Annotated in this window: 20 protein-coding genes and 1 pseudogene; 18 read left to right on the top strand and 3 right to left on the bottom strand. The window is 60.1% G+C overall.

Annotated features, from left to right (window positions below; genetic code table 11):
* Positions 1-2,102 precede the first annotated feature (2,102 nt).
* The 3 genes from cydB to fdhD form a co-directional block, all read right to left on the bottom strand.
* Positions 2,103-3,116: a cytochrome d ubiquinol oxidase subunit II gene (gene cydB, locus AASM09_RS11685; protein WP_017354501.1), complete on the bottom strand. Its 1,014-nt coding sequence runs from the start codon at positions 3,114-3,116 to the stop codon at positions 2,103-2,105.
* An 11-nt stretch (positions 3,117-3,127) separates the two neighbouring features.
* Positions 3,128-4,516, bottom strand: a complete 1,389-nt coding sequence (locus tag AASM09_RS11680; protein WP_343368462.1) for a cytochrome ubiquinol oxidase subunit I — start codon at positions 4,514-4,516, stop codon at positions 3,128-3,130.
* Positions 4,517-4,625: 109 nt separating this feature from the next.
* Positions 4,626-5,486, bottom strand: a complete 861-nt coding sequence (gene fdhD, locus AASM09_RS11675) for a formate dehydrogenase accessory sulfurtransferase FdhD (RefSeq protein ID WP_026070516.1) — start codon at positions 5,484-5,486, stop codon at positions 4,626-4,628.
* Positions 5,487-5,963: 477 nt separating this feature from the next.
* On the opposite strand from fdhD, the gene AASM09_RS11670 reads away from it, so the two are divergent.
* The 18 genes and pseudogenes from AASM09_RS11670 to fghA all read left to right on the top strand — a co-directional run bounded on the left by AASM09_RS11670 (position 5,964) and on the right by fghA (position 25,993).
* Entirely contained in the window at positions 5,964-8,237 is a 2,274-nt protein-coding gene (locus tag AASM09_RS11670; RefSeq protein WP_049399264.1) for an FdhF/YdeP family oxidoreductase, read from the top strand.
* 31 nt (positions 8,238-8,268) lie between these two features.
* Positions 8,269-9,309, top strand: a complete 1,041-nt coding sequence (gene moaA, locus AASM09_RS11665; protein WP_017354497.1) for a GTP 3',8-cyclase MoaA — start codon at positions 8,269-8,271, stop codon at positions 9,307-9,309.
* Between the two features lie 8 nt (positions 9,310-9,317).
* Positions 9,318-10,316: a bifunctional molybdenum cofactor biosynthesis protein MoaC/MoaB gene (gene moaCB / locus AASM09_RS11660; RefSeq protein ID WP_026070513.1), complete on the top strand. Its 999-nt coding sequence runs from the start codon at positions 9,318-9,320 to the stop codon at positions 10,314-10,316.
* Positions 10,313-11,566, top strand: a complete 1,254-nt coding sequence (locus tag AASM09_RS11655) for a molybdopterin molybdotransferase MoeA (protein ID WP_017354495.1) — start codon at positions 10,313-10,315, stop codon at positions 11,564-11,566. Before moaCB ends, AASM09_RS11655 begins: the two co-directional genes overlap by 4 nt.
* Positions 11,566-11,826 (top strand): MoaD/ThiS family protein, encoded by a 261-nt coding sequence (locus tag AASM09_RS11650; protein ID WP_017354494.1) that lies wholly within the window; start codon positions 11,566-11,568, stop codon positions 11,824-11,826. The genes AASM09_RS11655 and AASM09_RS11650 overlap by 1 nt, the downstream gene beginning before the upstream one ends.
* A 3-nt stretch (positions 11,827-11,829) precedes the next feature.
* The gene (locus tag AASM09_RS11645; RefSeq protein WP_017354493.1) at positions 11,830-12,348 is read left to right on the top strand and encodes a molybdenum cofactor biosynthesis protein MoaE; all 519 of its coding nucleotides are present in this window, start codon (positions 11,830-11,832) and stop codon (positions 12,346-12,348) included.
* Entirely contained in the window at positions 12,314-12,880 is a 567-nt protein-coding gene (mobA, locus tag AASM09_RS11640; protein WP_026070512.1) for a molybdenum cofactor guanylyltransferase, read from the top strand. The genes AASM09_RS11645 and mobA overlap by 35 nt, the downstream gene beginning before the upstream one ends.
* The gene (locus AASM09_RS11635) at positions 12,877-13,236 is read left to right on the top strand and encodes a hypothetical protein (RefSeq protein ID WP_017354491.1); all 360 of its coding nucleotides are present in this window, start codon (positions 12,877-12,879) and stop codon (positions 13,234-13,236) included. Before mobA ends, AASM09_RS11635 begins: the two co-directional genes overlap by 4 nt.
* 87 nt (positions 13,237-13,323) lie before the next feature.
* Complete coding sequence (gene modA, locus AASM09_RS11630; RefSeq protein WP_026070511.1) at positions 13,324-14,067, top strand: molybdate ABC transporter substrate-binding protein; 744 nt, start codon at positions 13,324-13,326, stop codon at positions 14,065-14,067.
* 3 nt (positions 14,068-14,070) lie between these two features.
* Complete coding sequence (modB, locus tag AASM09_RS11625) at positions 14,071-14,754, top strand: molybdate ABC transporter permease subunit (protein ID WP_005413347.1); 684 nt, start codon at positions 14,071-14,073, stop codon at positions 14,752-14,754.
* Positions 14,744-15,403: pseudogene (locus tag AASM09_RS11620) on the top strand (ATP-binding cassette domain-containing protein); the annotation flags it as partial. The gene modB and the pseudogene AASM09_RS11620, both read left to right, overlap by 11 nt.
* A gap of 685 nt (positions 15,404-16,088) precedes the next feature.
* On the top strand, positions 16,089-17,486 hold the full coding sequence (locus tag AASM09_RS11615) for a sigma-54-dependent transcriptional regulator (RefSeq protein WP_026070510.1): 1,398 nt from the start codon (positions 16,089-16,091) through the stop codon (positions 17,484-17,486).
* A 9-nt stretch (positions 17,487-17,495) separates the two neighbouring features.
* Positions 17,496-19,517 (top strand): cache domain-containing protein, encoded by a 2,022-nt coding sequence (locus AASM09_RS11610; protein ID WP_017354487.1) that lies wholly within the window; start codon positions 17,496-17,498, stop codon positions 19,515-19,517.
* Positions 19,518-19,637: 120 nt separating this feature from the next.
* Entirely contained in the window at positions 19,638-20,561 is a 924-nt protein-coding gene (locus AASM09_RS11605; protein WP_227832955.1) for a bestrophin family protein, read from the top strand.
* Positions 20,562-20,794: 233 nt separating this feature from the next.
* On the top strand, positions 20,795-22,774 hold the full coding sequence (gene uvrB, locus AASM09_RS11600; RefSeq protein WP_343368461.1) for an excinuclease ABC subunit UvrB: 1,980 nt from the start codon (positions 20,795-20,797) through the stop codon (positions 22,772-22,774).
* Between the two features lie 212 nt (positions 22,775-22,986).
* Positions 22,987-23,262, top strand: coding sequence for a formaldehyde-responsive transcriptional repressor FrmR (frmR, locus tag AASM09_RS11595; RefSeq protein WP_017354484.1), 276 nt, complete (start codon positions 22,987-22,989; stop codon positions 23,260-23,262).
* 503 nt (positions 23,263-23,765) lie between these two features.
* Positions 23,766-25,094 carry a DUF3422 family protein gene (locus tag AASM09_RS11590; protein WP_026070509.1) on the top strand — a complete coding sequence of 443 codons (1,329 nt, stop codon included), beginning with the start codon at positions 23,766-23,768 and terminating at the stop codon, positions 25,092-25,094.
* A 68-nt stretch (positions 25,095-25,162) separates the two neighbouring features.
* Positions 25,163-25,993 (top strand): S-formylglutathione hydrolase, encoded by an 831-nt coding sequence (gene fghA / locus AASM09_RS11585; protein ID WP_017354482.1) that lies wholly within the window; start codon positions 25,163-25,165, stop codon positions 25,991-25,993.
* The last annotated feature ends 4 nt before the right edge of the window (positions 25,994-25,997 follow it).

Raw genomic sequence — 25,997 nt, 5'->3', positions numbered from 1 at the left:
GCCAGTACTGTCTGCCCAGAGGGATAAACGTCTCCATTGCCACGTCCAAGATCAACGGCTGACGCCAGCCATGGCCTGGCACGAAGCAAAAGTCAGTCGGGCCAAGTGCTCCCGATTGAACTCGGCTAACGAGCCAAGTGCATCTCCTGCTGATCTCTCGATCAAGTACCCGACGGGCGGCCTCCTCGTCCAGATCAGCTTTCAGGAACTCCGACGCAACGTTGCGCATGCCGGCCCACAGTACATACCTCTTGCGTCCCAAGCTCAGTGCATTCCACTCCGGGAGCTGGGTCGATCTCAGGCCATTGCCCAGCGTGGGAGATAGCCGATACTTGCGTAGCAGGTTGGCCAGGTATGCACGGGCTTCGCTCTCTGCGAGCGAGGTTCCCAAGGTCCGTTTGGCAGTGGACGGGCATTCGGCAGCCCATCGGGTAAGCGTACTGGTCAACCTGGCCTCCAGACTCACGTCCTGACGTGACCAAGCGGCCTGATAGGTCCATGCCAGAGGCTCATACAAGGACCTCGCCCCGGAATTGGGGGCTGCGATGGGAATGCGCTGCAGTACGCGAAGTGAGGCAAGCGTATCGAGTGCGGCTGAGGCCAAGCCCTCGGCGGCAACAGGCCCGCTTACGGTCCTTGAGCGCTCCAGTGCGCACCAGGCGCAGGCTAAGAACGGGCCGATTGAACGAACGAAATCGTCCAACTCTGGCCAATGCGAAATGAGGGTCGGTTGGGTGACAACATAGGCCACTTGTCTCTCAGATCGCTCGCCTAGCTCACCAGCATAGCAGCGAGGCGAGTCCGCGTCTATCTGATCTTCAGATATCGCCACACTGCTGTCCGTGGCTGCGCTGGAGTTGTGAGTGAAAGTCCCGTCGCTTCCTCCAGCGGTGTTCTAGGTTCTTTGGGGAGCCGTGCTATGCCGAGGAGCGCGAGTAGGCCATTGAGCATGGACGAATCAGTGGTTCAAGTTCCATGTCGCGCGGCCGATACAGCCCTGTCCAGACTCCTGGCGGGTCGTCCCGGCCACGAATCCAGTCGATGGCATCCCGTTTGCCCAGGAGCTCCGGAGCGACGTTCTAAGTACCCTGCCATGTACTCAATTCAGAAGATCATCGACCTGCTGCTGCTATTGGGCGTTCCTTCGCTGCTCTTCATTGGCGCTTACGTTCTGCGCCGCCCCAAAAGAGAGCTCAGTTGGGAGCCGGTGCTGGATCAGCGAGTTCATTGCTGGAAATGGTGCGCCTATGGCTTCATTTTTCTCTTGTATGTTCCCGGGACGACGTTGTATCGAACGTTGATTCCTACGGGTTGTGATGGACTTGTTTGCGTCCAGTTCTTCACCGCGAGTGGATACCGTATCGCCCCGAGCGAACTTCATGTTGTTCTCGTCGCAACTGCCGTTTTCGCGGGGTACTTCTTTGCGCGTGTTCGAGCTTCGTACTCACCGATTCCTACCAGGGCCCGGGGCTACGTCCTGAAGGTTGCCTATCATGGCAAGGGGGAGTACTCGCCACACTTGGAGATAGCCCGCCAAGTTCGCCGGCGTCAGCTCAGAGCGGAGCTTGCTGAAAGGCGTAGGCTTGAGCGGGAGGGCTTCCACCTATGGTTAAGATCCGTACGGCCGTGGGTTTGCACGTTGGCCAGAGGCTCTACTGTTGAGCTACTTAGCCCCATGCTGTCGGGAAGGGACCCACTCACTCTTGTCAGGTGGCTATCTCGTAGCGGCCCCATACATGATGTAGTCCTTCTTTCTAGGCGACTTCGTTGGTGTGAGGCGTTCTTCTACCACCTCACCGTGAATCATCGACTTTCCTTCAAGTCAGTTCGATCCGAAGGCATACGATTCAGGGTCGGCTGAAGGCCCCACTCATCACATCCTGTGTGTCTTAGGGCGATACACGATTCTGGGAGGCCGGGCGTATTGGCTAACTGATTGAGTCAAGTCGAGGGCCAGAGGCGGTGGCATTTGACCTTCGGCTTAGCTGAAGATAGTCCAGTGACATTCAGTTCATGAGTCGGCCGCCACCGAACCCACTCGCCCTTTCCGGGCTTTAGTTGAGCCCATTCTCCACTTCAGGCGAATGGGCGGCATATCACGCTCAATGATAGCTCGTGCTCGCACTCACCTTGCCGCGGAAAACGCGGTATGACCAGGCGGTGTAGCCCAGGATGACAGGAAGCATGACCGCCAAGCCGACCAGGCTGAAGCCAAGCGACGACACTGGCGCTGCTGCATCCCAGATCGTCAATGCCGGGGGGAGCAGGTACGGCCACATGCCGAGTACGAGGCCTAGGTAACCCAGGACAAACAACGACAGGCTCAGTAGGAAAGGGGCAAGATCATGAGTGGGGCGTTTCTCCGCGCGCCACAGCGCCACTGCCACGGCGAGCGTAAGAAGGGGGACGGGGGACAGCCACCAGAAATTCCCGTCACTGAACCAGCGAGTCATTAGTCGCAGATCAAGGAACGGCAGCCAGCTGCTCACGAGCCCCATGGCCACGATCACGGCGACCACCAGGGGGCGGGTCAGGCGCCTGGCAAGTGCGTGGGTTCGCCCCTCGGTCTTCAAGATTAGCCAGGTGCCTCCAAGCAAGGCGTAGCCGGCAACCAAGGCTGCTCCGGTAAGCATGGCAAAGGGGCTGAACCATAGGAATGGCCCGCCAGCGTAGGTGTCACCAGTCATTGGCACGCCTTGCACCACCGTGCCAAGAATCACTCCTTGAGAGAACGCGGCCAGAAGCGAGCCAAGGCCGAAAGCCACGCTCCAAAGCCTCTTGGAGCGATGGGCTTTGAACCTGAACTCAAAGGCGACCCCCCGGAAAACCAATGATACAAGCAGCAGAAGTACTGGAAGGTACAGGGCCGAAAGAAGCGCTGCATAGGCTGTTGGAAACGCTGCTAGCAATCCGGCTCCGCCGAGCACCAGCCAGGTTTCGTTGCCATCCCATATTGGGGCAGCGGTGTTCATCATCACATCGAGCTGCTCTTCATCCTCGGCAAAGGGCGCGAGAATGCCAATACCGAGTACGAAGCCGTCGAGGACGACGTACATCAGGACGCCGAAGCTGATGACGGCGAACCAGGCGATGGGCAACCAGGTCATCGAGTCCATGTCAGCGTTCCTCAGAGAGATTGATCAGCGGCCGAGATAGGCCGTGCAGGTGTGCGATCACCACCCTCTAGCGACGGACTTCCGTCTTGGGCATGTGGGCCATGTCGGAGGATCTTGACCAGATACCAGATGCCCCAACCAAATACGAACGCATATCCAGCGACATAGACCGCGAGTGAGATCGCTGTCATCCAGGCCGTTTGCGGTCCCACGGCATCAGCCGTTCGCAAAACGCCATAGACAATCCAAGGCTGGCGCCCCATCTCGGTGACAAACCAGCCGGCCACCAAAGCAACGAACCCACTTGGAAGCATCCAGTTCCAAGCGCGCAGCAGGGCCCCGGAATCGAACAGCTTACGGCGGGCCAGGGTGAAAGCAGAAAGCCAGGCGAGCAGTAGCATGAGGGTGCCTATCCCAACCATGATCCGGAATGCGAAGAGCACAGGCGTGACCGGAGGTCGTTCGCTCGCCGGTACGGATGTCAGCGGTGCGAAGGTTCCATCCATGGAGTGAGTCAGGATGAGGCTGCCAACACGCGGAATCGCGATCTCAAGATCGTTCCGCTCTTCCTTCTCATTTGGTACAGCGAAGACGACCAGCGGAACTCCTTCACCTTCTTGGCCCTGATGCCAGTGAGCCTCTACCGCTGCGATCTTCATCGGCTGGTGCTTGAGGGTGTTCAGACCATGCATGTCACCCACGAAAATCTGAACAGGAACGGTAATGGCCGCAAATATCACAGCCGCCCCAAGCATCTTGCGGCCGGCTTCGACGTGCTCCTTACGCCGCAGGTACCAGGCGCCAACACCACCCACCACGAAGCAGGTTGTTATGAATGACCCTATTGCCATATGGGCCAGTCGATAGGGGAACGATGGATTGAACACAACCTCGAACCAGTCAACCGGATGGACCACTCCGTTGATCATTTCGTAGCCCGCAGGCGTATGCAACCAGCTGTTGGAGGCAAGAATCCAGAACGTTGAAAAGAGCGTTCCAAGTGCGACCATGCATGTGGAAAAGAAGTGCAGGCGTGGTGATACTCGCCCCCAGCCGAACATCATCACTCCGAGGAAACTTGCCTCCAGGAAGAAGGCTGTCAGGACCTCGTAAGTCAGTAGGGGGCCGATTACGGTTCCGGCGATCTGGCTCAAACGAGGCCAGTTTGTGCCGAACTGGAACGCCATGACGATACCGCTTACCACGCCCATGCCGAAGGACACGGCAAAGATCTTCTGCCAGAAGAAGAACAGATCCCGCCACACCGGGTTGCGGGTTCGAAGCCAGCGCCATTCCACGAAACCAAGCCAACTGGCCAAGCCAATGGTGAAGGCAGGGAAGAGCACATGGAAGCTGATGAGAAAGCCGAACTGAATTCGGGAAAGGAGGAGGGCGTCCATAACGATCCCAATAGGGGGTGGGTGGTGGCTAGCGGCTCAAGTTCCGATGGTGCCTAGCAATTTCATCGGCGGAGATCCTTGCTCATTGCACGGCAGGCGTCATCTGGCGTCATACGGCTGCTAGGTGTGCAGCTTCCAAATCGAGTAGGCGCTGGGGGTGTGAATAGATGTTGAAGCCATCCGAGCGCGCGAAACCGACAAGACAGATCCCTGCGGCCTTTGCGAGATCTATGGCTAAGGCTGTGGGTGCCGATACCGCTGCAACGATCGCCATGCCTGCATAGGCGGCCTTACTCACCATTTCGTAGCTAGCACGGCTAGATAGAAGCACGAGACCTTCGTTGGTTGAAGTCGATGAGCGCCTCATTGCACCAATGAGCTTATCTAGTGCGTTGTGCCTGCCCACGTCTTCGCGTACCACTTCGATAGCTCCGTCCGGGAGAACCCATGCTGCTGCGTGGGTTGAGCCGGCAGCCTCGTTCATTGGCTGTAGCCCTTTTAGCGAGGACAGTGCTACGCGTAGCGCCAAGGCGGAGTAGGTGGTGGGTCGGTCGATTGGCAAAGGCATTCTGAGCACTTGCTCCAGTCGACTAGCTCCACATAGCCCGCAACCGCTACGCCCGGGTAGGTTGCGGGTGGCGTCGTTGGGCATTGACACGATGGGCGCACTATCTGTGACTTCCATCGCCAGCTCAATGCCTTCCAGCGATGGCCTCACTTCAATCCGGAGAAGTTGGGAGGGATCAGAAATTGTTCCCTCCGTCATGGAAAAGCCCAGCGCAAAGTCTTCCAGATCCGTTGGGCTGGCCATCATCACCGAGAAAGGACTGTCGTTGTAGAGCATCGCGACAGGCACTTCTTCGGCAACGCTGTCCATGATTGAGCCGCGCTCGCCACCACGCCACCGAAGGGTTCTTCGATATGCGATGCCGCAGGGCTCGTTGGCAGGTACTGGGCTGGGCGCTTGCATGGAGATGAGGCCTGGCGGGGAGGGAAGCCGGTAACGATGATCTGGGCGTGCAGGGTCCCTCGGGTCGGGGACTTCTTAGTGGTTTGACAGTGCGGAGAGTATCCCAAGGCGTACACCCCGCTGCGGTCAAAATTTACAAATGTTCGCAGATGGACAGTTTGGCTGAGTTGATCCGACATTCTGTTCGAGGGGCTGTGGCCCGCCTGTCCGCTACATGTGCCTGTAGCTAGAAAACGCCCGATAAATTAGATAGTTACAATCGATGGCGGGTGGCGTGAAGACCTGTTCGTGGTGAGGGCCAGGATGAGCGCTTCGGGTCCGTTGAGGCACTCGTATCGGACACCAGTGCCTCGATTCGATCCCCGGCGTGTACGCCGGACGTCTTGTCTGGGCAGGGTGGACATACTGTCCGTGGAAGGGGAGGCCGTCGCGTGCTTAACTTTTCCCACTCCCAATTGCATGCTGCGAGTGCCTGTCATGTCAGAGCAGAAGATCCCCCGTTACAAAGCCTACGACCATCCTGCCGGTGGTTGGGGTGCCACCGGTGCAACCGCCAAGGTTCTGATGCAGCAGAGCGTCATTGCCAAGGGATCTAAAGCGCTTTTGTCGATGAATCAGCCTGGGGGATTCAAGTGCCCCAGTTGCGCTTTCCCGGATGCAGATCACACCAAGAAGCTGGAGTTCTGCGAAAACGGTGCGAAGGCCTTGGCATGGGAGGCAACCAAGCATCGCGCCACGCGTGAGTTCTTCGCGGAGCACACTGTCCAGGAGCTGATGGCGCAGTCCGACTATTGGCTGGAGATGCAGGGTCGATTGACCGAGCCGATGCGATATGACCCGGTATCCGACCATTACGTTCCTTGTAGCTGGGATGAGGCCTTCGCGCTGATCGGGCGACACCTGCAGGCCCTGTCCAGCCCGCATGAGGCTGAGTTCTACACCTCGGGGAGGACGCCGAACGAAGCCGCGTTCCTGTACTCGATCTTCGTGCGCGAGTTCGGAACCAACAACTTCCCGGACTGCTCGAACATGTGCCACGAGCCGACCAGCCGGGGGTTGCCGCCGGCAATTGGTGTCGGCAAGGGCACTATCGTGCTCGATGACTTTGAGCATGCTGAGGCCATCTTCGTCATCGGCCAGAACACAGGCACCAACTCACCACGAATGATGTCCAACTTGGTGGAGGCGCGGAAGCGTAATGCTCCAATTGTCGCGGTCAATCCTATGCCGGAACGTGCGCTGATTCGCTTTGCCGAGCCCCAGGACGTCGTGCAGATGGCCACGTTTGGCTCCACCGAGATTTCCAGTGAATTTGTACACATTCGCATCGGCGGTGACCTGGCCCTGATCAAGGGCATCATGAAGGCTATGTTCGAGCGGGAAGCGGCCGGCGAGTCTGTTCTCGATCACGAATTCCTGACCGAGCACACCGTCGGGCTGGAGGCATTGCGTGAAGAAGTGATGTCCCTGGAGTGGAGCCAGATCGTCCAAGTGTCCGGGATCAAGAAGGAGCAGATTCTGCGTTGTGCAGAGATCTACATCCGTTCCCGTGCGACCATTATCTGCTATGGCATGGGCCTGACCCAGCACCAGCAAGGATCTCGCCTTTTGCAGCAGGTTGCCAATCTGCTGATGCTGCGCGGCAACTTCGGAAAGCCCGGGGCGGGCATTGCTCCTATTCGCGGCCATTCCAACGTGCAAGGCGACCGTACCGTCGGCATTGATGAGAAGCCGACGCAACGCTACCTGGACCAAGTTCGCGACGTGTTCGGGTTCGAACCGCCGCGCGAACATGGGCACCATGTGGTTGAGTCTATTGAGGCGATGCTGGCTGGAACCGCCAAGGTCTTCATCGGCATGGGCGGGAACTTCATCCATGCTGTTCCTGATACCGAAATTGCCTACAGGGCAATGCGTGGTCTTGAGCTTACGGTTGGCATCGCCACCAAACTCAACCGTGGCCACCTAGTGCATGGCAAGGAGGCGCTGATCCTACCGGTGGTGGCGCGCTCGGAGTGGATCCATACCCCGCTGGGTGAGCAGTTTGTCACCATTGAGGATGCCATGTCGAATGTCACCGCATCCCGTGGAGTACTGGAGCCTGTGAGTGAACATGTTCTTCCGGAAGTTGAGATCGTGTGCCGCATGGCAATGGCAACACTGCCGGACAGCAAGGTCGACTGGGCAGCTTGCATGCACGATTACAACCATGTTCGTGAGCTGATCGCGGCGGTCTATCCCAGCATCTACGCAGACTTCAATGAACGGATCCAGGCGCCGCGTGGCTTCCACTTGGACATTCCGCCGCGCCGCCGTGAGTGGCCGACACCTAACGGGAAGGCCAATATTCTGGTGTTGCCGGGTCTTGAAGTGAACGACCTGGTCGAGGATCCCACTATGCTTCGGCTGGCCACGGTTCGCTCCCATGACCAGTACAACACGACAATCTACAGCTACAACGATCGCTATCGCGGTGTGTATAACGATCGAATGATCCTCTTCATGAACCTGGAAGATCGAGTAGCACGAGGGATTGGGAAGGAGGAACAGGTGAGCCTCGAGACGATCTCCAGTGATGGCGTCTGCCGGCGGGTCGATGGGTTGACTGTGCTTGACTATCCGATGCCGCGTGGCGCGATTGCGGGCTACTACCCTGAACTCAATCCACTGCTTCCTCTGGATTACTTCGATCGCATCAGTGGTACCCCCGCGGCGAAGTCGATCCCGGTCAGGGTGGTCATTTCACAGTGATTGCGCCGGCATGTCGTAGGGAGGACTAAGAATGTCAGCCGAGCTCATTCGGGCGCCAGAGCCGGTAGGTGAGGGCGCACTGGCAGATCATCCCCGCCAACTCACCGACGGTTTCGGACGCAGCTTTCCGTACCTGCGCCTTTCGTTGACCGAAGCCTGCAACTTCCGTTGCAGCTACTGCCTGCCCGACGGCTACCAGGCCGATGGCCGCCCGCGCTTCCTGCAGGTGGAAGAAATCGCGCGCCTGGTGCGTGCGTTTGCCGCGCTGGGCATGAGCAAGATCCGCCTGACCGGCGGCGAGCCCAGCCTGCGCAAGGACCTGGATGAGATCATCGCCACCGTGGCGGCGGTGCCGGGCATCCGCAAGGTGGCCATCACCACCAATGGCACGTTGCTACCGCGGCGCCTGCCGGGCTGGCACCGCGCCGGCCTGACCGCGCTGAACGTGAGCATGGACAGCCTGCAGCGCGAACGTTTCAAGACCATCACCGGGCATGACCGCCTGCCGGAGATCGAACAGGGCCTGGCCCTGGCGCAGGCGCTGGGCCTGCCGGCGATCAAGCTCAATGCGGTGCTGCTGCGTGGCCTGAACGACGACGAGCTGCCGCAGTGGATGGACTACCTGCGTGACCGCCCCTTCAGCGTGCGCTTCATCGAACTGATGCGCACCGGCGACAACGAAGCCTATTTCCAGCGCCACCACCTGCGCGCCGACGTGGTGATCGAGCAGCTGCTGGCGGCTGGCTGGCACGAACGGCCGCGCGCCGCCGATGCCGGCCCGGCGCGTGAGTACAGCCACCCGGACCATCGCGGCACGGTGGGCATCATCGCCCCGTATTCGCGTGACTTCTGCAAGGGCTGCAACCGCCTGCGGGTGACCGCCAAGGGTGACCTGCGGCTGTGCCTGTTCGGCGAGTTCGGCGTGCCGCTGCGCCCGCTGCTGCAGAGCGACGATGACCATGACGCGCTGCTGGCACGCATTACCACGCAGCTTGGCCTGAAAGCGGCCGGGCATGGACTGCACCAGGGCCAGACCGGGCTGACCCCGCACCTGGCCTCCATCGGAGGATGAGCAACACGATGAGTGGGGAATTGAATGCGGCCTTCCATATGGCCGATGTCCGCGACAAGCGCATCACCCGCCGACGTGCGGTGGCGGTGGGCGAGCTGCATGCCGGTCCAGTGGCCTATCCGCTGATCGTCGAGCGCCGCCTGCCCAAGGGCGATGCGCTGGTGATGGCCGAGATTGCCGGCCTGCAGGGCGCCAAGATGGCCTCGATGCTGATGCCACTGTGCCACCCGCTGCCGCTGGAACTGGTGCAGGTGTTCTGCGCGCCGGTACCGGAACGGCAGGCGATCCGCGTGTGGTGCGAGTGCGCCAGCGAGGCGCGCACCGGCGTGGAGATGGAGGCACTGGCCGGCGTCAACGCGGCGCTGCTTACCCTGTACGACCTGAGCAAGCCGGTGGAACCGGCCCTGCGCATCGAAGGTATCCGCCTGCTGTTCAAGGAAGGCGGCAAGCGCGGTGTCTGGCTGCACCCCGACGGCATGGACGATGCCGAGCGCACGCGTTTCAAGCCGCGTGCGCCGAAGGGCCTGGAGGGCGCGGCCTGCGCGGTGATCACGCTGAGCGATCGCGCCAGCGACGGCACCTATGAGGATATCTCTGGCCCGACCCTGGTGACCGGCCTGAAAAAGCTGGGCGGCGAGGTGGTGGCCGCTGAGGTGTTGCCCGATGGCATCGAGCCATTGGCGGGTCGCCTGCAGGCCTTGGCCGCCGAGGGCGTGCGCCTGTGCCTGTGTACCGGTGGTACCGGACTGGGCCCGCGTGACCTGACCCCGGAGGCGCTCCGTTCCCTGAACGCGCGGCCGGTACATGGCCTGGCGCAGATGGTGCGCGCGCTGAGTGCACAGCACACGCCGATGGCCTGGCTGAGCCGCGCCGAGGTGGTGCAGCTGGGCAACATGCTGGTGTTCGCGCTGCCCGGCAGCCCGAAGGCGGCGGCGCAGTGCCTGGATATCCTGGCGCCGGTACTGGGCCACGCCCTGGCGATGGTCGAGGGGGATGGCCACTCATGATTCCCTATTGCGAAGCCTTGCAGCACCTGCTGGACGCGGCCACGCCGCTGCCGGCCGAGCGCGTGCCGCTGCATGAAGCCGGCGGCCGTACCCTGGCCAGTGACATCCACAGCGGGCAGTCGTTGCCGCCGTTCGACAATTCGGCGATGGACGGCTTTGCGCTGCGCGCCAACGGCGCGACGTTCGAGGCCGGTACCGAATTCGCGGTGCAGGGCTGGCAGGCAGCCGGCGATGCCGGCGCCGAAGGCGGCGAGGGTGCCTGGGAAATCATGACCGGAGCGCGCATGCCGGTTGGCCTGGATACGGTGGTGCCGGTCGAGAACGTGGAGATCCTCGCCAGCGAGGACGGCCGCCCGACCCGCATCGCGCTGACCGCGACGGTGAAGCCGGGCCAGAACGTGCGCCTGCGCGGCCAGGACGTGCGCGAGGGTGAGCGCGTGCTGTGCGCCGGCCAGGTGCTGGATATCAATGCCCGCACCCTGCTGCACGCCCTGGGCGTGGGTGAGGTGGCGGTGGTGGCGCGGCCGAGGGCGGCGGTGATCGCCACCGGCAAGGAACTGGTGACCGAGGCGGCGCAGGCGCTGGAATCGGGCCAGATCCGTGACAGCAATCGCCCCTACCTGGTGGGCCGCCTGCAGGCGGCCGGTGCCGAGGTGGTCTGGCAGGGCACGGTGGGCGACGACGTGGCCGCGTTCAATGCGGTGCTGGATGAAGCGCTGGCCGCTGGCGCGCAGCTGCTGATCAGTACCGGCGCGGTGTCGGCCGGCCGCTACGACTTCGTTCCCGATGCGCTGCGTGGCCGTGGTGCGCGCATCGTCTTCCATAAGGTGGCGATCCGCCCCGGCAAGCCGTTGTTGTTCGCGGTGTTGCCCAATGGCGCGCTGTACTTCGGCCTGCCCGGCAACCCGGTTTCGGCTGCCGTGGGCCAGCGCTTCTTCGTCGAGCCGGTACTGCGCCGCCTGCTGGGGCTTGCACCGGAACCGGTGTTGCGGCTGCCGCTGCAGGCCGACGTGCGCAAGCCGCCCGGTCTGCGCTTCCACGCGCGGGCGCGGGTGGAAATGGACGGGCAGGGGCGCCTGAGTGCGCGCGTACTGTCCGGGCAGGAGTCGTTCCGTTTGATGTCCATGCTGCAGGCCAACGCCTGGGTGGTGCTGGAGGCCGAGGGAGACCTGGCCAGCGCTGGCACCTTCGTGCGCGTGCAGGGCTGGGGTCACCACGAACCGGTGCAGCTGGTGAGCCAGGAGTCATGATGAAACAGGTGAATCTGCAGTTGTTCGGTGCGTTTTCCGATCTGGATGCCAGCCGCGAAATCGCCGTCGATGTGGCCGGTGGCACCGTGGCCGATCTGCGCCAGGCGCTGCGCGAGCTGCTGCCGGTGCGTTGGCCGGGTTTCCGCGCGGGCCTGCTGGACTACTCGGCGTTTGCCGACCAGCAACGCGTGCTGCGCGACCACGAGGCGCTGCCCGACGATGGCCGCGTGGCGATCCTGCCACCAGTGAGCGGGGGCTGAGCGATGAGCGAGAAGATCATCGCGACGGTGGTGGACCGCGCGCAGGCGGCGATCGATCCGGCCGAAGGCATCGCGGCGGTATCTGATCCGGGCTTCGGCGGCATCGACGTGTTCATCGGCAAGGTGCGCGACGTCAACATCGGCCGGCCGGTGACCGGGATCACGTACGACCTGTTCGAACCTTTGGTGCTGAACGAGTTCAAGCGCCTGGCGGCAGAGGTCGAGGCGACGTTCGGTCCGAAGCTGAAGCTGTATGTGGCCCACGCCAAGGGCCGGTTGGGCATTGGCGATGTGGCGGTGGTGGTGGCCGCCGGCAGCCCGCATCGAGACGAGGCATTCCGGGCCTGCCGGCAGTTGATCGAGGTGGTCAAGCACCAGTGCCCGATCTGGAAGCAGGAGCATTACGAGGACGGCGACAGCGAGTGGACCGAAGGCTGCAGTCTCTGCCATGCGGATAACGAACCCACGCAAGCTCATGACAATGCCCATGAATGTGCACACGATCACGAACATTCCCACTGACGGCATCGTGCTGGCCGGTGGTCTTTCCAGCCGGATGGGCCGTGACAAGGCGCTGCTACCGTGGCACGGGCGAACCCTGCTAGAGCACATGCGTGGCCTGCTGCGACAGGCAGGTGCGGAAAGGGTATGGGTGAGTGGCAACTACCCGGCCTTCGGTGGCATTCCTGATCGCGTGGCACGCTGCGGCCCGTTGGGCGGGCTCTACAGTGTGGCCATGTGCATGCCGGACGCTGCCGCTCTGGTGCTTCCGGTGGATACGCCCAATGTGACCCCGGCGTTACTACAACGGTTACGTGATGCGCCTTCGGCTGCCTGTGTGCTGTTTGCGGAAGAACCCCTGCCGATGCGGTTGCAGATTGATGACCATTGCCGGCATGTGTTGCGGGAATTGATCGAGAATCCGGCGGCGCACCGCTCGCTACACGCCCTGCGAGAACGCTTGGGCGCAATCGAGCTGCCACTGGCGGATAGCGAATACGACCAGCTACTCAACTGCAACACCTCAACCGAGCTCGAGTTCATTGCATCATGAAAGTCCAGCTACAGCGGCAGGCAGTTCGTCTGCGCGTTGATGAAGAGGAGCTAGCGCAGTTGCTGGCCGGCGAATCGGTGGAGAACCTGACGCGGTTCGGCGGCGATCGCGGCTGGGGCATGGTGCTATCACTGCATGCAGGGCAACAGGCGGTGCTTCTGGAGGGGAGCGAGTACTGCCGGTTGATGCTTCCTCGCGAAGCGGTTCAGTCCTTGGCATTACGTTTGCCCTGTCGTGATGGTCTGGGTTTTGGCATTGCGCTGGATGATGACATCTCGCTGCAGCTTCAATTCGATGTGGATGTACGAGACAGCCTGCGCCAACGAGGTCCGCACCGTCGTGCACCCTCTACCTAGCTCTGGGCGGGCCAGCTATGTAGCGCCTGCGATGCCAAGGATAGGCGGTGAAACCGATCTAAACCCAACCAAACGGGGAAACCAATGATGAAACGAGTTGGACTGTTGTTGCTGGGACTGCTGGCCACGGTGCCGGCCTTGGCGGCCGACCTGACGGTGTCGGCGGCATCGAGCTTGACCGAGAGCTTCCGCGAACTGGGCACCGCCTATGAGAAGGCACACCCGGGAACCAAGGTCGATTTCAACTTCGCCGCGTCCGGCGTGCTGCTGCAGCAGATCAGCCGCGGCGCGCCGGTGGATGTGTTCGCGTCGGCCGATGAAACCACGATGGACCAGGCCCAGCAGCAGGACCTGCTGGCGGCCGGCACCCGCGAGGTGTTCGCGGTGAACGCGCTGTGGGTGGTGGTGCCGCCGCAGGCCAAGGCTGCGCCGCGTACCTTGAAGGACCTGGCCGGTGCCGGTGTGCAGCGCATCGCACTGGGCAACCCGGACAGCGTGCCGGTCGGCCGCTATGCCAAGGGCGCGCTGGAAGCGGCGGGCCTGTGGCCGTCGGTGCAGGGCAAGACCATCACCACGCAGAACGTTCGCCAGTCGCTGGACTACGTGGCGCGCGGTGAAGTGGATGCCGGCTTCGTCTATGCCACCGATGCGCAGGCGATGCCTGATCGGGTGCGCCGTGCCTTCGCGGTGCCGGTGGCGGGGCGCATTGCCTATCCGTTGGCGGTGACCAAGGCCAGTGCGCAACCGGTTGAAGCCAAGCGCTTCACCACCTTCGTGCGTTCGGCACAGGGCCAGGCGATCCTGGCCAAGCATGGGTTCGGCAAGCCCTGAGGCATGGATCTCGACTGGAGCGCACTGTGGTTGTCGCTGAAGGTGGCCGGCTGGGCCACCGCGATCAATCTGGTGCTGGGCGTGGCACTGGGCGCGCTGCTGGCACGTCGGCGATTTCCTGGCCGTGAGCTGCTGGATTCGCTGCTGACCCTGCCGATGGTGCTGCCGCCGACCGTGCTGGGGTATTACCTGCTGGTGCTGATCGGCCGCAACGGCCCGATCGGCGCGTGGCTGCAGTCGTGGTTCGGCATCAACCTGGTGTTCACCTGGCAGGCGGCGGTGATCGCTGCGGCGGTGGCCTCGCTGCCGCTGGTGTTCAAGCCGGCACGCGCGGCGTTCGAGGAAGTGGATGGACAGTTGGAGCAGGCCGCACGCACGCTCGGTGTGTCCGAAGCAGCGGTGTTCTTCCGCATCACGCTGCCGCTGGCGTGGCGCGGCATCCTCGCCGGCCTGCTGCTGGCGTTTGCACGCGCGATGGGCGAGTTCGGCGCGACGCTGATGGTGGCGGGCAGCATTCCCGGCCGCACGCAGACGCTGTCGATCGCCATCTACGAAGCGGTGCAGGCCGGCCAGGACGGCAAGGCCAATGCGCTGGTGATCCTGACCTCGGTGGTGTGCATCGTGATCCTGCTGCTGGCCGCGCGGCTGGTGGGCGGACGTCGCCGGGAGCTGCGTGATGTGGCTTGACCTGCAGGTGCAGCGTCGCCTGCAGGCGGCCGGCCAGGATTTCGTATTGGACGTGTCGCTGCAGTGCACGCAGCGGCAGGTGGTGCTGTTCGGGCCCTCGGGCGCGGGCAAGAGCCTGACCCTGAAGGCGGTGGCCGGGCTGCTGAGGCCGGGCCAGGGTCATGTGCGCCTACAGGGGCAGACCCTGTTCGATGCGGCCACCGGTGTGGATCTGCCGCCGCAGCACCGCCGGCTGGGCTACGTGTTCCAGGATTACGCGCTGTTCCCACACCTGAGCGTGCGCCAGAACGTGGCGTTCGGTCTGCAGAAGGGCTGGTTGAATCCGCGGGTCGGCCAGCGCTTCGATGCGGTGGAGCAGTGGTTGCACGCATTCCGCATCGATACGGTGGGTGATCTGCTGCCCTCGCAGGTGTCCGGCGGCCAGCGCCAGCGTACCGCCTTGGCACGCGCCTTGGTGACGCAGCCGCAGGCGCTGCTGCTGGATGAACCGTTCTCCGCGCTGGACCAGGATCTTCGCCAGCACTTGCGGCAGGAGCTGGAGGCCGTGCTGGACGGGGCCGGTATTCCACTGCTGCTGATCAGCCATGATCCCAACGACATTGAGATATTTGGGGGCCAGATCGCCTGCATCGAAAATGGGCGACTGATCTCTCCTCCCGGCTCGCGTCAGAGGCCGACCCGTCAGCCCCGCCTTCTACCATCCTTAGTCGGCTCCCCAACAAGCCCGGGTCTTGAGGGGAAGAGCAACCATCAGTCAGTCGGAGACTCAGAGAGTCCAAAGCCACGATACATCTGCCCGCGAGCCGCGCAAATGGGAGACGACCCTGGTGCATAGGCATCTCTATGCCGGTAGGCGAGCGGTAGGGCCTGGACCTTCTTGCAAGGCGGATCGACTCGCCCGCGCTTGGCCGCGCTGCGTGGCTCCGGCCGAGGCGGGGACAACGCGCACCCAGCGCTTCCCATATGGCCGAATTGGCGTAATGATCCGCTCGAAGGGAGCGAGACTTCTCCAGCCTCCCGTGGCGACCGACCGCCGAGGGGCTTGGAGGGGCACGGAGGCCATTGGCGCTCTGGGCAATATGGCGAGGAGCCCCCGGTCCGTTTGGCCACCAAGAGGTCGATACTAGGCTCGTAGGGCAAGAGTTCCGGATTGGCATATGACTGAGGTCGACAGCATTGAACGTCTCAGACTGGCCTTTGGTGCACAACGTCCTACGTCGTGAGAGGGGGTGTTTTGTTCGATATGTCACCCGTCATCTAGCGGTCGAAAGATCGAAATGAACTCGAACACGAATCGACGGAACTAGCCACGCTTCAATTGTACTGAGGGAAACATGACGCCAAAGAGCGCCAACCAATCTTCCGAAGAGCGCGCAAACGGCGATCTTGCATGGCCGGACCTTGCGCGCTCATCGATACTGATCGTTGACGACGAACCTGGCATGCGTAGCTTCTTGGTTCGTGCCTTGCGACCGCGATGCAAAGTTGTGGAAGCTGCAGCTGACACCATTGAAGCGGAGCAGCATCTGACGGAGCGCCACTTTGACATCGTGATTGTGGACAACGTGTTGCCAGGGAAGAGTGGCATCGCGTGGCTGGAGGACCAGCGCAGGGGAGGGGTCTTGGCCGACTTCATTCTGATTACTGCGTACGCAGACTTGGATTCCGCTATCGGCGCTATCCGCGCGGGAGCGGCTGATTTTCTTCTCAAGCCTTTCAGAACCAATCAGTTGCTGGCCGCTATATCGCGCTGCCTGGAACGCGGTCGCCTACGGCGGGAGAATGCCATTCTCCGTCACGAGCTACATGGCTCCGGTGCACCAGCTGCGCTTCGAGACAGGCTCACAGGTAGCTCGCGTGCGATTCAGGCCACCAAGGATCTGATCGCGAAGGTCGCACCACTGCCCAGTAGCGTGCTGTTCACTGGAGAATCCGGCTCTGGAAAGGAGGTTGCCGCAAGATCGCTGCACGCGTTGTCCGCACGGGCATCTCATCCTTTCATTCCAATAAATTGTGCAGCTGTTCCCAGCGAGTTGATTGACGTTGAACTGTTCGGGAGTCTCAAAGGAACGTTCAGTGGAGCGAACTCGTCTCGCCAAGGACTGGTCGCCTATGCAGAAGGCGGAACATTGCTGTTTGACGAAGTCGCTGATCTTCCCTTGGCTCTCCAAGGAAAGCTGCTAAGGATGCTTGAAGATAGACGGATACGACCAGTTGGCGCAGATCGGGAGATTCCGATCGATGTCAGATTCATCTTCTCAACCAACAAGAATTTGGTTGCGGAAGTGAAGAATGGAACATTCCGGTCGGATCTCTACTATCGCATCAACGTTCTCGAGGTGTCGCTTCCTCGCCTTCATGACCGCGGCGCTGATGTGTTGGAGCTGGCGGCGGGCTTCATGCGTGAGCTGGGGCTGCAGCTTGGCCTTCAACCGATTCCGATCGACGAAAGGATCCGGGCATATCTTCAGAGCTACTCGTGGCCCGGGAACGTCCGCGAGCTTCACAACTACGTTGAGCGTAGCCTGATACTCGGACACTTTCCGACTCAGCTTGAGCGGTTGGAGTCACTCTCTGACCCACGAAGCCGGCTGCTCTCGGAGGTCGAGCGCAGGCACATCCTTGCAGTGCTTCGTGAGACTGGCGGAGATCGCGAAAGAGCGGCCACGATCTTGGGCATATCGCGAAAGACGATTGATCGTAAGTGCTCCAGTTGGAATGTATCAGCCTAGGAATCTGCAATGAACCGAGCGCGCTCAGTTCGCTTCCGCCTGCTTCTAATCGCGATCCTTCCAATGTTTGTGATCCTGCCGGCTATCGTCGGCGGACTCATCTACCAATGGGATTTGCGCTTCGACCGACTGCTCGCCTCGAAGGTTGGCGGGGACCTGAAAGTTGCGGGACAGTACATGAACCAGCTGCTCGTCAACGACCGCGCGACGCTGGCTGCGATTGCTGATTCGCAGAGCTTCCATGGCGTCATTAGCCAGGGGGTCAACAAGAATGCAGAGCTTGGCAGCCTACTAGCGTCGAAAGCCCAAGGTGGTTCACTAGACTTCATCGCACTGTTGGATTCAAACGGTCGCTTGTTGGCTAGTAGTGAGCCGGCCTCGCCAGCTGAGCTTGACTTGGACTGGTCAGTCATCGAAAAGGCCCTGAAGGGAGCGTCCAGCGTGGAGGTGGGGGTGGTAAGCCGGGACGATCTGATGGAGATCTCCCCAAAGCTCGCCGCACGGGCCGAGGTCATTCGTCCGCATAACGCAAGGAATCCTGTCGATTCGGCCCAGAGTGAGAAGCGGGGCCTAATGATTCAAGCTGCAACGCCGGTTGCACTTCCAAACAATCAGGTTGGCGTCTTGATTGCGGGTACTCTGCTGAACCACAACACCGAGTTCATCAAGCAGATCACTGATCTTGTCTACCGAGATAAGGCCCTGCGTACTGGCGCAACAGGGATAGCCTCCATCTTCCTTGGTGATACCCGCATCAGCACCAACGCGTTGTTGGCGGGAGGGAACCCAGCGTCGGGGACACGGGTGTCTTCTGAAGTGGCCGAGGCCGTGCTGGGCCAGGGAAAGACCTGGCAGGCGAGAGCCTACGTAGTCAATGATTGGTACATTGCCGGCTATATGCCCATTCTCAATGGCCGGGGCGTACCTATTGGTATGCTCTTCGTGGGCTTTCTGGAGGAGCCATTCACCACCGCCCGTCGAAATTCCATCGGAGCGATCGTGTTCGGTTGCCTCCTTGTTGCAGTCATCACCGTACCCCTTTTTCTGTACATCGCTCGCGGCGTGTTCAAGCCACTTGAGCGGATGGATCAGGCAATTGGACGGGTCAAGGCGGGCGACCGCAGTGCTCGCTCCGGAGCAGGGGCATCCAATGATGAAATCGGACGTGTCGCTTCGCACTTGGACCAGCTGCTCTGTCAGCTGGAAGAGAAGGAACGGCAGCTGGTCGCCTGGAACGAGGAGCTCAATTCCAGGGTAGAGGAGCGAACTGCTGGTCTCGCACTAGCCAATAGACGGTTGGAAGAGACGACCCAGCACCTGATTGTCACTGAGAAGCTGGCAACAATTGGCGAGATCGCAGCAGGAATAGCGCACGAGATCAACAATCCGCTTGCCGTCATGCAGGGGAACCTCGAGCTTCTGCGTGACTCGATCAGGGAGCCCGAGGGTCAAGGGTTTGGAGAAGAGATTGACCTCATTGAGGATCAAATTGGGCGTATCAGCACCATTGTTTCCAAGTTGCTGCAGTTCTCCAAGCCCAGTGAGTACTCCGGTCATAGTGAGCTGTTAGAGCCTGCCACGCTGATGTTGGAGACGCTGCCCCTGATTCAACACCTCATCAAGCGCCATCCCGTGAAGATAGAGAAGAACTTCCTGTCCACACGGCTCGTAACGGGCAATCGGGGCGAGCTGCAGCAAATTCTTGTGAACCTCCTGATCAATGCAATCTATGTCATGCAGAAGGGCGGAACGCTGGGATTGGCGACGTTGGACGTTGACGACGTTCATGGTCACCCTGGCGTCGCTTTGCGAGTCTCAGATACTGGAAGCGGCATTCCTCAGGACATTCTGGTCCGAATTTTTGAGCCATTCTTTACGACCAAACATCGTCAAGGTACTGGGCTGGGTCTTTCCATCAGTCAGATGCTTGCCAACCGCCACGGTGGCAGCCTGTCGGTAGTGAGAACCGGCCTGACAGGGACGGTCATTGAACTATGGATGCCCGAGGCTGCCGACGATGAACTGCTTTAGACCTGCTGTAGCAGTGTCATGCGAACGGCGTGATGTCATTCGCATTTCGAACTCAAGTGGAAGGAATTTGTTGCCTAGGCGTATCGACGCCAGCAGTCGATCAATGAATCAGAGGTTGGCATGACACACCGTCTCCCAGATGTTGAAACGAGAATGCGAAGGCAGCCGACGTTGTGGGACGTTGCGTTTGCCGTCAGGGGTACCATCCTGCCCAGGATCGCATTGCATCTACTACTGATTAGCATTGTGACCGCAGGAGCGGTGCTCGCATCAACGGAGCATCCAGGAATCTTTGCTCGCTTCAGTGCCGTTCCGTTCACGCTCATTGGTATCGCACTTTCCGTATTCATGAGCTTTCGAAACAACGCTTGCTACTCCAGATGGTGGGAGGCGAGGCACCTTTGGGGTGACCTGGTCATAGCGTGTCGCTCAATAGCCAGGCAGACGTCCCTGCTGGATCCAAACAGCCGAGCACAGATCCTGCGAGGCCTGTGTGGCTTCAGTGCTGGCCTCTATTCTCGACTGCGCCGGGCCGACGAAGCCCATGCGATCGCACCTTGGTGGGATATTGGCAAGGCATCACAAGGCCCGAATCCGACGGACGCTGTGCTCCAGGGCATTGGCTTGAAGCTTGCCCATCTGGCTCATGAGGGAAGGATCGACTCGATTCAGTACTCGGTGATGGATAAGCAGCTTGCCAACTTGGCTCGTATCCAGGGGGGGTGCGAGAGGATACTCAATACTCCGATTCCATTCTCGTATTCGCTGCTGCTTCACCGGACTGCGATCGTATTCTGCACAACACTTCCTTTTGCGCTGGCAGGAACATTGGGGTGGTGGACCTTTTTACCGGTGCTCATTGTGGCGTACACGTTTTTTGGTCTCGATGCGCTGGGCCGTCAGCTGGAGGAGCCATTCAGTTCCGCGCCGAACGCGCTCCCGATCTACTCAATGCAGAGGACGATCGAGACAGAGCTAATGTCAACGCTGGCTCTGACTGCGGTCGATCAGGAGTCGGTACAGCAGCCAGGTAGGGAGGAGTGAGGCGTGAGCGGAGGGCGGCGGGTGCACTTCTGAGGCCGCTCCGGCATGTAACGACATGCCAGCTCACGCCCTAGCGCTAGTCAGGCATGGGTTGCCAGGCTCACCTGAAAGGAACTCGCCCAAAGATAGCATTCGTACAGCCCCCTTGGTTCCGCTCGCACATATGGGATGGAGTCTGTGAGACGGGAATAGTTCCTCTAACGATCAAGAATGAGCCAGTAGGAGCGTAAGTGATGTCAACAGATATGTTCGTAATGCATTCGGATCATACGCCGGCCGGGGATCAACCCGAAGCGATTGCCAGGCTAATTGCTGGCATCGAGGAGGGAGCAACACATCAGACCTTGAAGGGAATTACAGGGTCAGGGAAGACCTTCACGATGGCCAATGTGATCCATCGGCTGAAGCGACCCACGCTCATTCTTGCGCCAAACAAGACGTTGACTGCTCAGCTCTACGGGGAGATGAAGGCGCTGTTCCCCGAGAACGCCGTGGAGTATTTCGTTTCCTACTACGACTTCTTCCAGCCAGAGGTCTATATCCCAGGTAGCGATCGTTACATCCAGAAAGACTCAGCCATCAATGATCACCTTGAGAGGCTTCGACTATCGACTACGAAGTCTCTGATTGAGCGTAGAGACGTGATTGTTGTCGCTTCGGTGTCCTCAATCTATGGACTGGGAGACCCACAGAGCTACCGGGATCTGCAGGTTGAGCTTGCGCTTGGAATCGAACTGGATCAGAGGGACTTCCTGCGTCGGCTTGCATCGCTTCAGTACGACAGGACTGAGCGGACCCTGAAGCGTGGCACGTTCCGTGTGTCTGGCGATGTGGTCGATATTTTTCCCGCCGACTCTGAGTACAAGGCAATTAGAGTAGAGCTCACGGACGAGGGGAGAGTGCAGTCGCTCACCTGGATTGATGCGGTTACAGGGAAGAAGCTTGGCGATGAGACGCGCTACCTCGTTTCTCCAAAGACACTCTTCGCAAGCCCCAAAACAGAAATCAATGAGGCTACGAAGGCCATCCTCAAGGATTTGGAGGCCAGGGTGACGGAGCTCAACGCATCTGGTCGAATCGTTGAGGCAAATAGGCTTTACGAGAAGATCACGAACGACGTGGAGATGATGAGGGAGCAGGGATATTGCTCTGGCATGGAGAACTACTCCAGTTACCTGAACTCGAAGCCTTCAGGAGCTAGGCCGACGACACTCATGGACTACCTCCCGAAGGATGGCCTGCTATTTGTTGATGAGTCGCACGTCATGGTTCCTCAGATCGAGGCGATGTTCAGGAGCGATCAGAGCAGGAAGGATACTCTAATCGAGTACGGGTTCCGTCTACCTTCGGCGATGAACAACAGACCGCTTAGCTTCTCTGAGTTTGAAGCCATCAAGCCCCAGACGATCTTCGTTTCGGCTACGCCTGGCGCCTATGAGATTGGGAGATCCAAGGGAAGATTGATTGACCAGCTCATCAGGCCCACTGGCTTGCTCGATCCGCTGGTAGAGGTGAGGCCGAGGGAGGGCTACAGGCACGATCTTCTGTCAGAGATCGCCCGTTGTGTACGAGAGGGCGACAGGGTCTTGGTGACCACGCTGACAAAGGTGTCTGCTGAGGAGCTGTGCGAGTTCCTCGAGGATCAAGGGGTGCGTGCGAAGTACATGCACTCGGATATCAAGGCAGAGGATCGAGTTGAGATCATCAATGGGCTGAGGGCCGGCGAGTTCGATGTGCTAGTGGGTATCAGCCTGCTGAGAGAGGGGCTCGATATTCCTGAGGCCTCTCTGGTCGCTATCGTTGATGCGGACCAGGCGGGCTTCCTTCGGTCGAGCCAGGCCCTCATTCAGATGATTGGACGAGCCGCAAGAAACTCGCGCGGTAAGGCGATCATGTATGCCGATACGATCACTAGTGCGATGCGGCAGGCCATTTCTGAGACTGATGACAGGCGACAGCATCAGATCGCGTTCAATGAGGAGTTCGGCATCACCCCGTCAACGTCTCGCGGAATGTTGGGATCAACAGAGGCTCGACCTGACCGGTCGCAAGCCCATTCAGCGGAGTTCTGCGCCAACCTAAAAGACCTCTGTGATCGAATTACATCAAAGGAGCGACAGCTTCTGGAGCTCTCTGATGCCGGGGACGAGGAGGAGATCGAGTTCGTCAGGCTGGAGCTAGACAAGCTATACCGCCAATTCATCTACATGTAACCACTCTTTCGAGTGGTGGGGCGTGGCTCCTACAGGAGCCCGCCTTTTGTGGTGTGGGGGTGGGGCGGGAGGGGTCTGTCACTGGCCTCTGGCGGCGGCTCGAAATCAGGCGCAGACTCAGTTGACGGAGTTAAAGACCCTCGCAGATTGCTAGCTTGCATACTATCGGGGAGTATAGTATCGTTCCCTCATGTGATACGGACAGGTGCGCAATGCCTCACAGCCCTCGGGAGAAAAAGCAGGCCCTTACCCGCGTACGTCGGATCAGCGGACAGGTGGCTGCATTGGAGCAGGCTCTGGAGAGCGGGGCGGAATGTGCTGCAGTACTTCAGCAGCTTGCTGCTGTGCGCGGGGCGGTCAATGGTTTGATGGCGACGGTTCTGGAGAGCTATCTGCGTGAAGAGTTCCCGCATAGCGACACCCACACCGACTCTCAAAGGAAGTCGATTGACGAGACCATCTCTATTGTCCGCTCCTATCTCCGTTAGTCAGTTCGCGACATTGCTTGATGGCGCTAGTACTAAGTAGAGGAGGCAATCTATGGGTGTCCGAACTACTTCATTTCCAAGTAGAACCCGCCATTCCTAACCCCTTCGTGGGTTAGGGCGTCACGACTAGGACGTTGAGGCCTTTCCAGGAGGCTCCAAGGCATGCTGGATGATGTCAGTCGAGTTGCGCCTGTCTGTATTTCTTGGAGCGGGCAATCTCTGTCGGCATCGTTGCCTTCGGCATCTGACTGAGTCATGGGAGGCCCTTTGAAGTGAGCTTCCAGCCTCGTTGCGACTCCCATGCGGTCCGCGCCTGGCTGGAAGGTGGGAGAGCAAGGGCCTGCGATCTATGCGGTGCTGTCCTCCCAGCTTGTTGTGGTTCCCACTACCGCCCTACACCAGAGCCGGCTCCACCACACGACCTTTCGCTGAGCTATCGCACAAGCAAGTGATAGACCTCCCGTGAGCGGTGTTTAGAAGATCATCCATTCTTGAGGCTATGTATGAATGACCCATCCGGCCTGAGCCAAGCTGCAGGCACGCCAGCAGAAGGCTACGTATATGGGATGCCGGCGCACGCGGACCGCCGCGCCGCCGTTGAGGAAGTCCATGCGCGACCGCACCTTCTCACCCAGTCTCCGCGAAGCCTTCTCCAGCTCTCCTTCATGACAGAAGGGGACATGAGTCGAGATCGTGCCGCGATCGACGATCTTTCAGGTCGTATGGGGGCTGCAGTCGAGGATCACACCACACCTCATCACGCGCTTACGTGGAATGAGGGTGATCTGCACTGCGAGAAGCACACTGAGTTCTCTTCCTACCTCTGGAGCGCACCACTGAGCTCAGAAACAGGTGAGCCTTGTGGGGACAACCCGTTTAGACAGGGATTCAAGCCGCCAGGACCCGTGATCTCGGCTGTTAGCGTCAGGCTTTTGCCTTGGACCGCGGAGGCGGAGAAGGAAATAGATTGCTTTGATCCCGTCAGCCGCTGCTACTCGCTGGTTGAGAACGGTGCCGCGGCCATTGTGACCGACTTCCGTCAAGACGAGGAAGGGCTAACCCACATGCTCATCCTTGATCGCGACCTGACTCCGGCGCGGGCAGGAGCGCTGGCGCAACGACTGCTCGAGGTCGAGACATACCGAACGCTTGCCCTCCTAGCGCTACCGCTGACTCGTTCCATGACGTCGAATCTTCGTCGCATGGAGGCGCGTCTGGCTGCAATTACTGAAGAGATGCGCAGGGCCTCCGGCGGACGTCGTGACAGTGACGTGCTCCTCTCGGATTTGACCAGCCTGGCTGCAGAGTTGGAGGCGGACGCCGCGGCAAATCTCTATAGGTTTGGTGCAAGTCGGGCTTACTACGAAATTGTTGAAGAGCGACTGGATGCGTTGGCGGAGGATCAAGTTGCCGGCTATAGCACCTGGGCGGACTTCTTGTATCGAAGGATTGCACCGGCCATGCGAACTTGCCAGTCAGTGAAGGAGCGACAGGGGAAGCTCTCAGACAAGTTGACGCGCTCGATCTCGCTCCTCCGGTCGTGGATTGATGTTGAGCTCGAGCGGCAGAACCGCGACCTACTGGCGTCCATGAATGAACGGGCGAAGGTTCAGCTGCGCCTGCAGCAGACGGTGGAAGGTTTGTCGGTGGCCGCCATCTCGTACTACGTCGTGAGTCTTCTCGCATACCTGCTCAAGGGTTTGCCTGGGACGCATGACATCGCAGCAACCGTCACTGCGATCTTGGTTCCCGCTGTATTGCTGCTGATTTGGTGGATTGTCCGAAGGATCAGGCATGCACACGGTGACTCGGCAGTCGAGGACAAGGCCTAAAGCCTCGCTTAAGGCCACATTCGATTCGCGATAGATGGCCTATCAAATTCAACTCAGAGGAAAGAACAATGGAACGCATTGAGCGTCACGCAAGCTTCGGTGGATGGCAGGACGTCTACCAGCATGAATCATCCAGCCTTGGTTGCACCATGAAGTTTGGAGTCTATCTCCCTCCGCAGGCGTCCAGCGGCCCGGTACCTGTTCTCTACTGGCTCTCTGGCCTGACGTGCACAGAGCAGAACTTCATCACCAAGTCTGCAGTGCAGCAGCTCGCTGCTGAGCATGGCATTGCCATCGTTGCTCCGGATACAAGTCCGCGCGGAGAGTCCGTCGCGGATGATCCAGCTTACGATCTCGGCCAAGGTGCGGGGTTCTACGTCAATGCCACCGAGGCACCGTGGTCCGACCACTACCGCATGTATGACTACGTTGTAAGTGAGCTGCCTGCTCTCGTTGAGAAGAACTTCCCTGTTAGCCAGGCTCGCTCAATTAGCGGCCACTCAATGGGCGGCCACGGTGCCTTGGTCATCGCTTTGCGAAATCCAGGTCGCTATCGCAGCGTATCCGCCTTCTCTCCGATCGTGGCACCCACCCAGGCTCCTTGGGGCCAGAAGGCGTTTTCGGCCTACTTGGGGGGAGATCAGGAGCAGTGGCGGCAGTATGACGCCGTGGAGCTGATTGCAGATGCAAAGGAGCGCCTGCCCCTGCTCGTGGATCAAGGGCTCAGCGATGATTTCTTGCAGAATCAGCTCCGCCCCGAACTGCTTCAAGATGCATGCGCCAAGGTGAATCATCCGCTTTCGCTGAACCTTCGCGATGGTTACGACCATAGCTACTACTTCATCTCCAGCTTCATTGCCGATCATCTCAAGCACCACGCATCGGCGCTGAACACCTAACCAA

Source organism: Stenotrophomonas maltophilia (assembly GCF_039555535.1).
In the GTDB taxonomy this organism is placed as follows: Bacteria; Pseudomonadota; Gammaproteobacteria; order Xanthomonadales; family Xanthomonadaceae; genus Stenotrophomonas; species Stenotrophomonas maltophilia_Q.
This window is presented reverse-complemented; position numbering and strand designations above follow the sequence as displayed.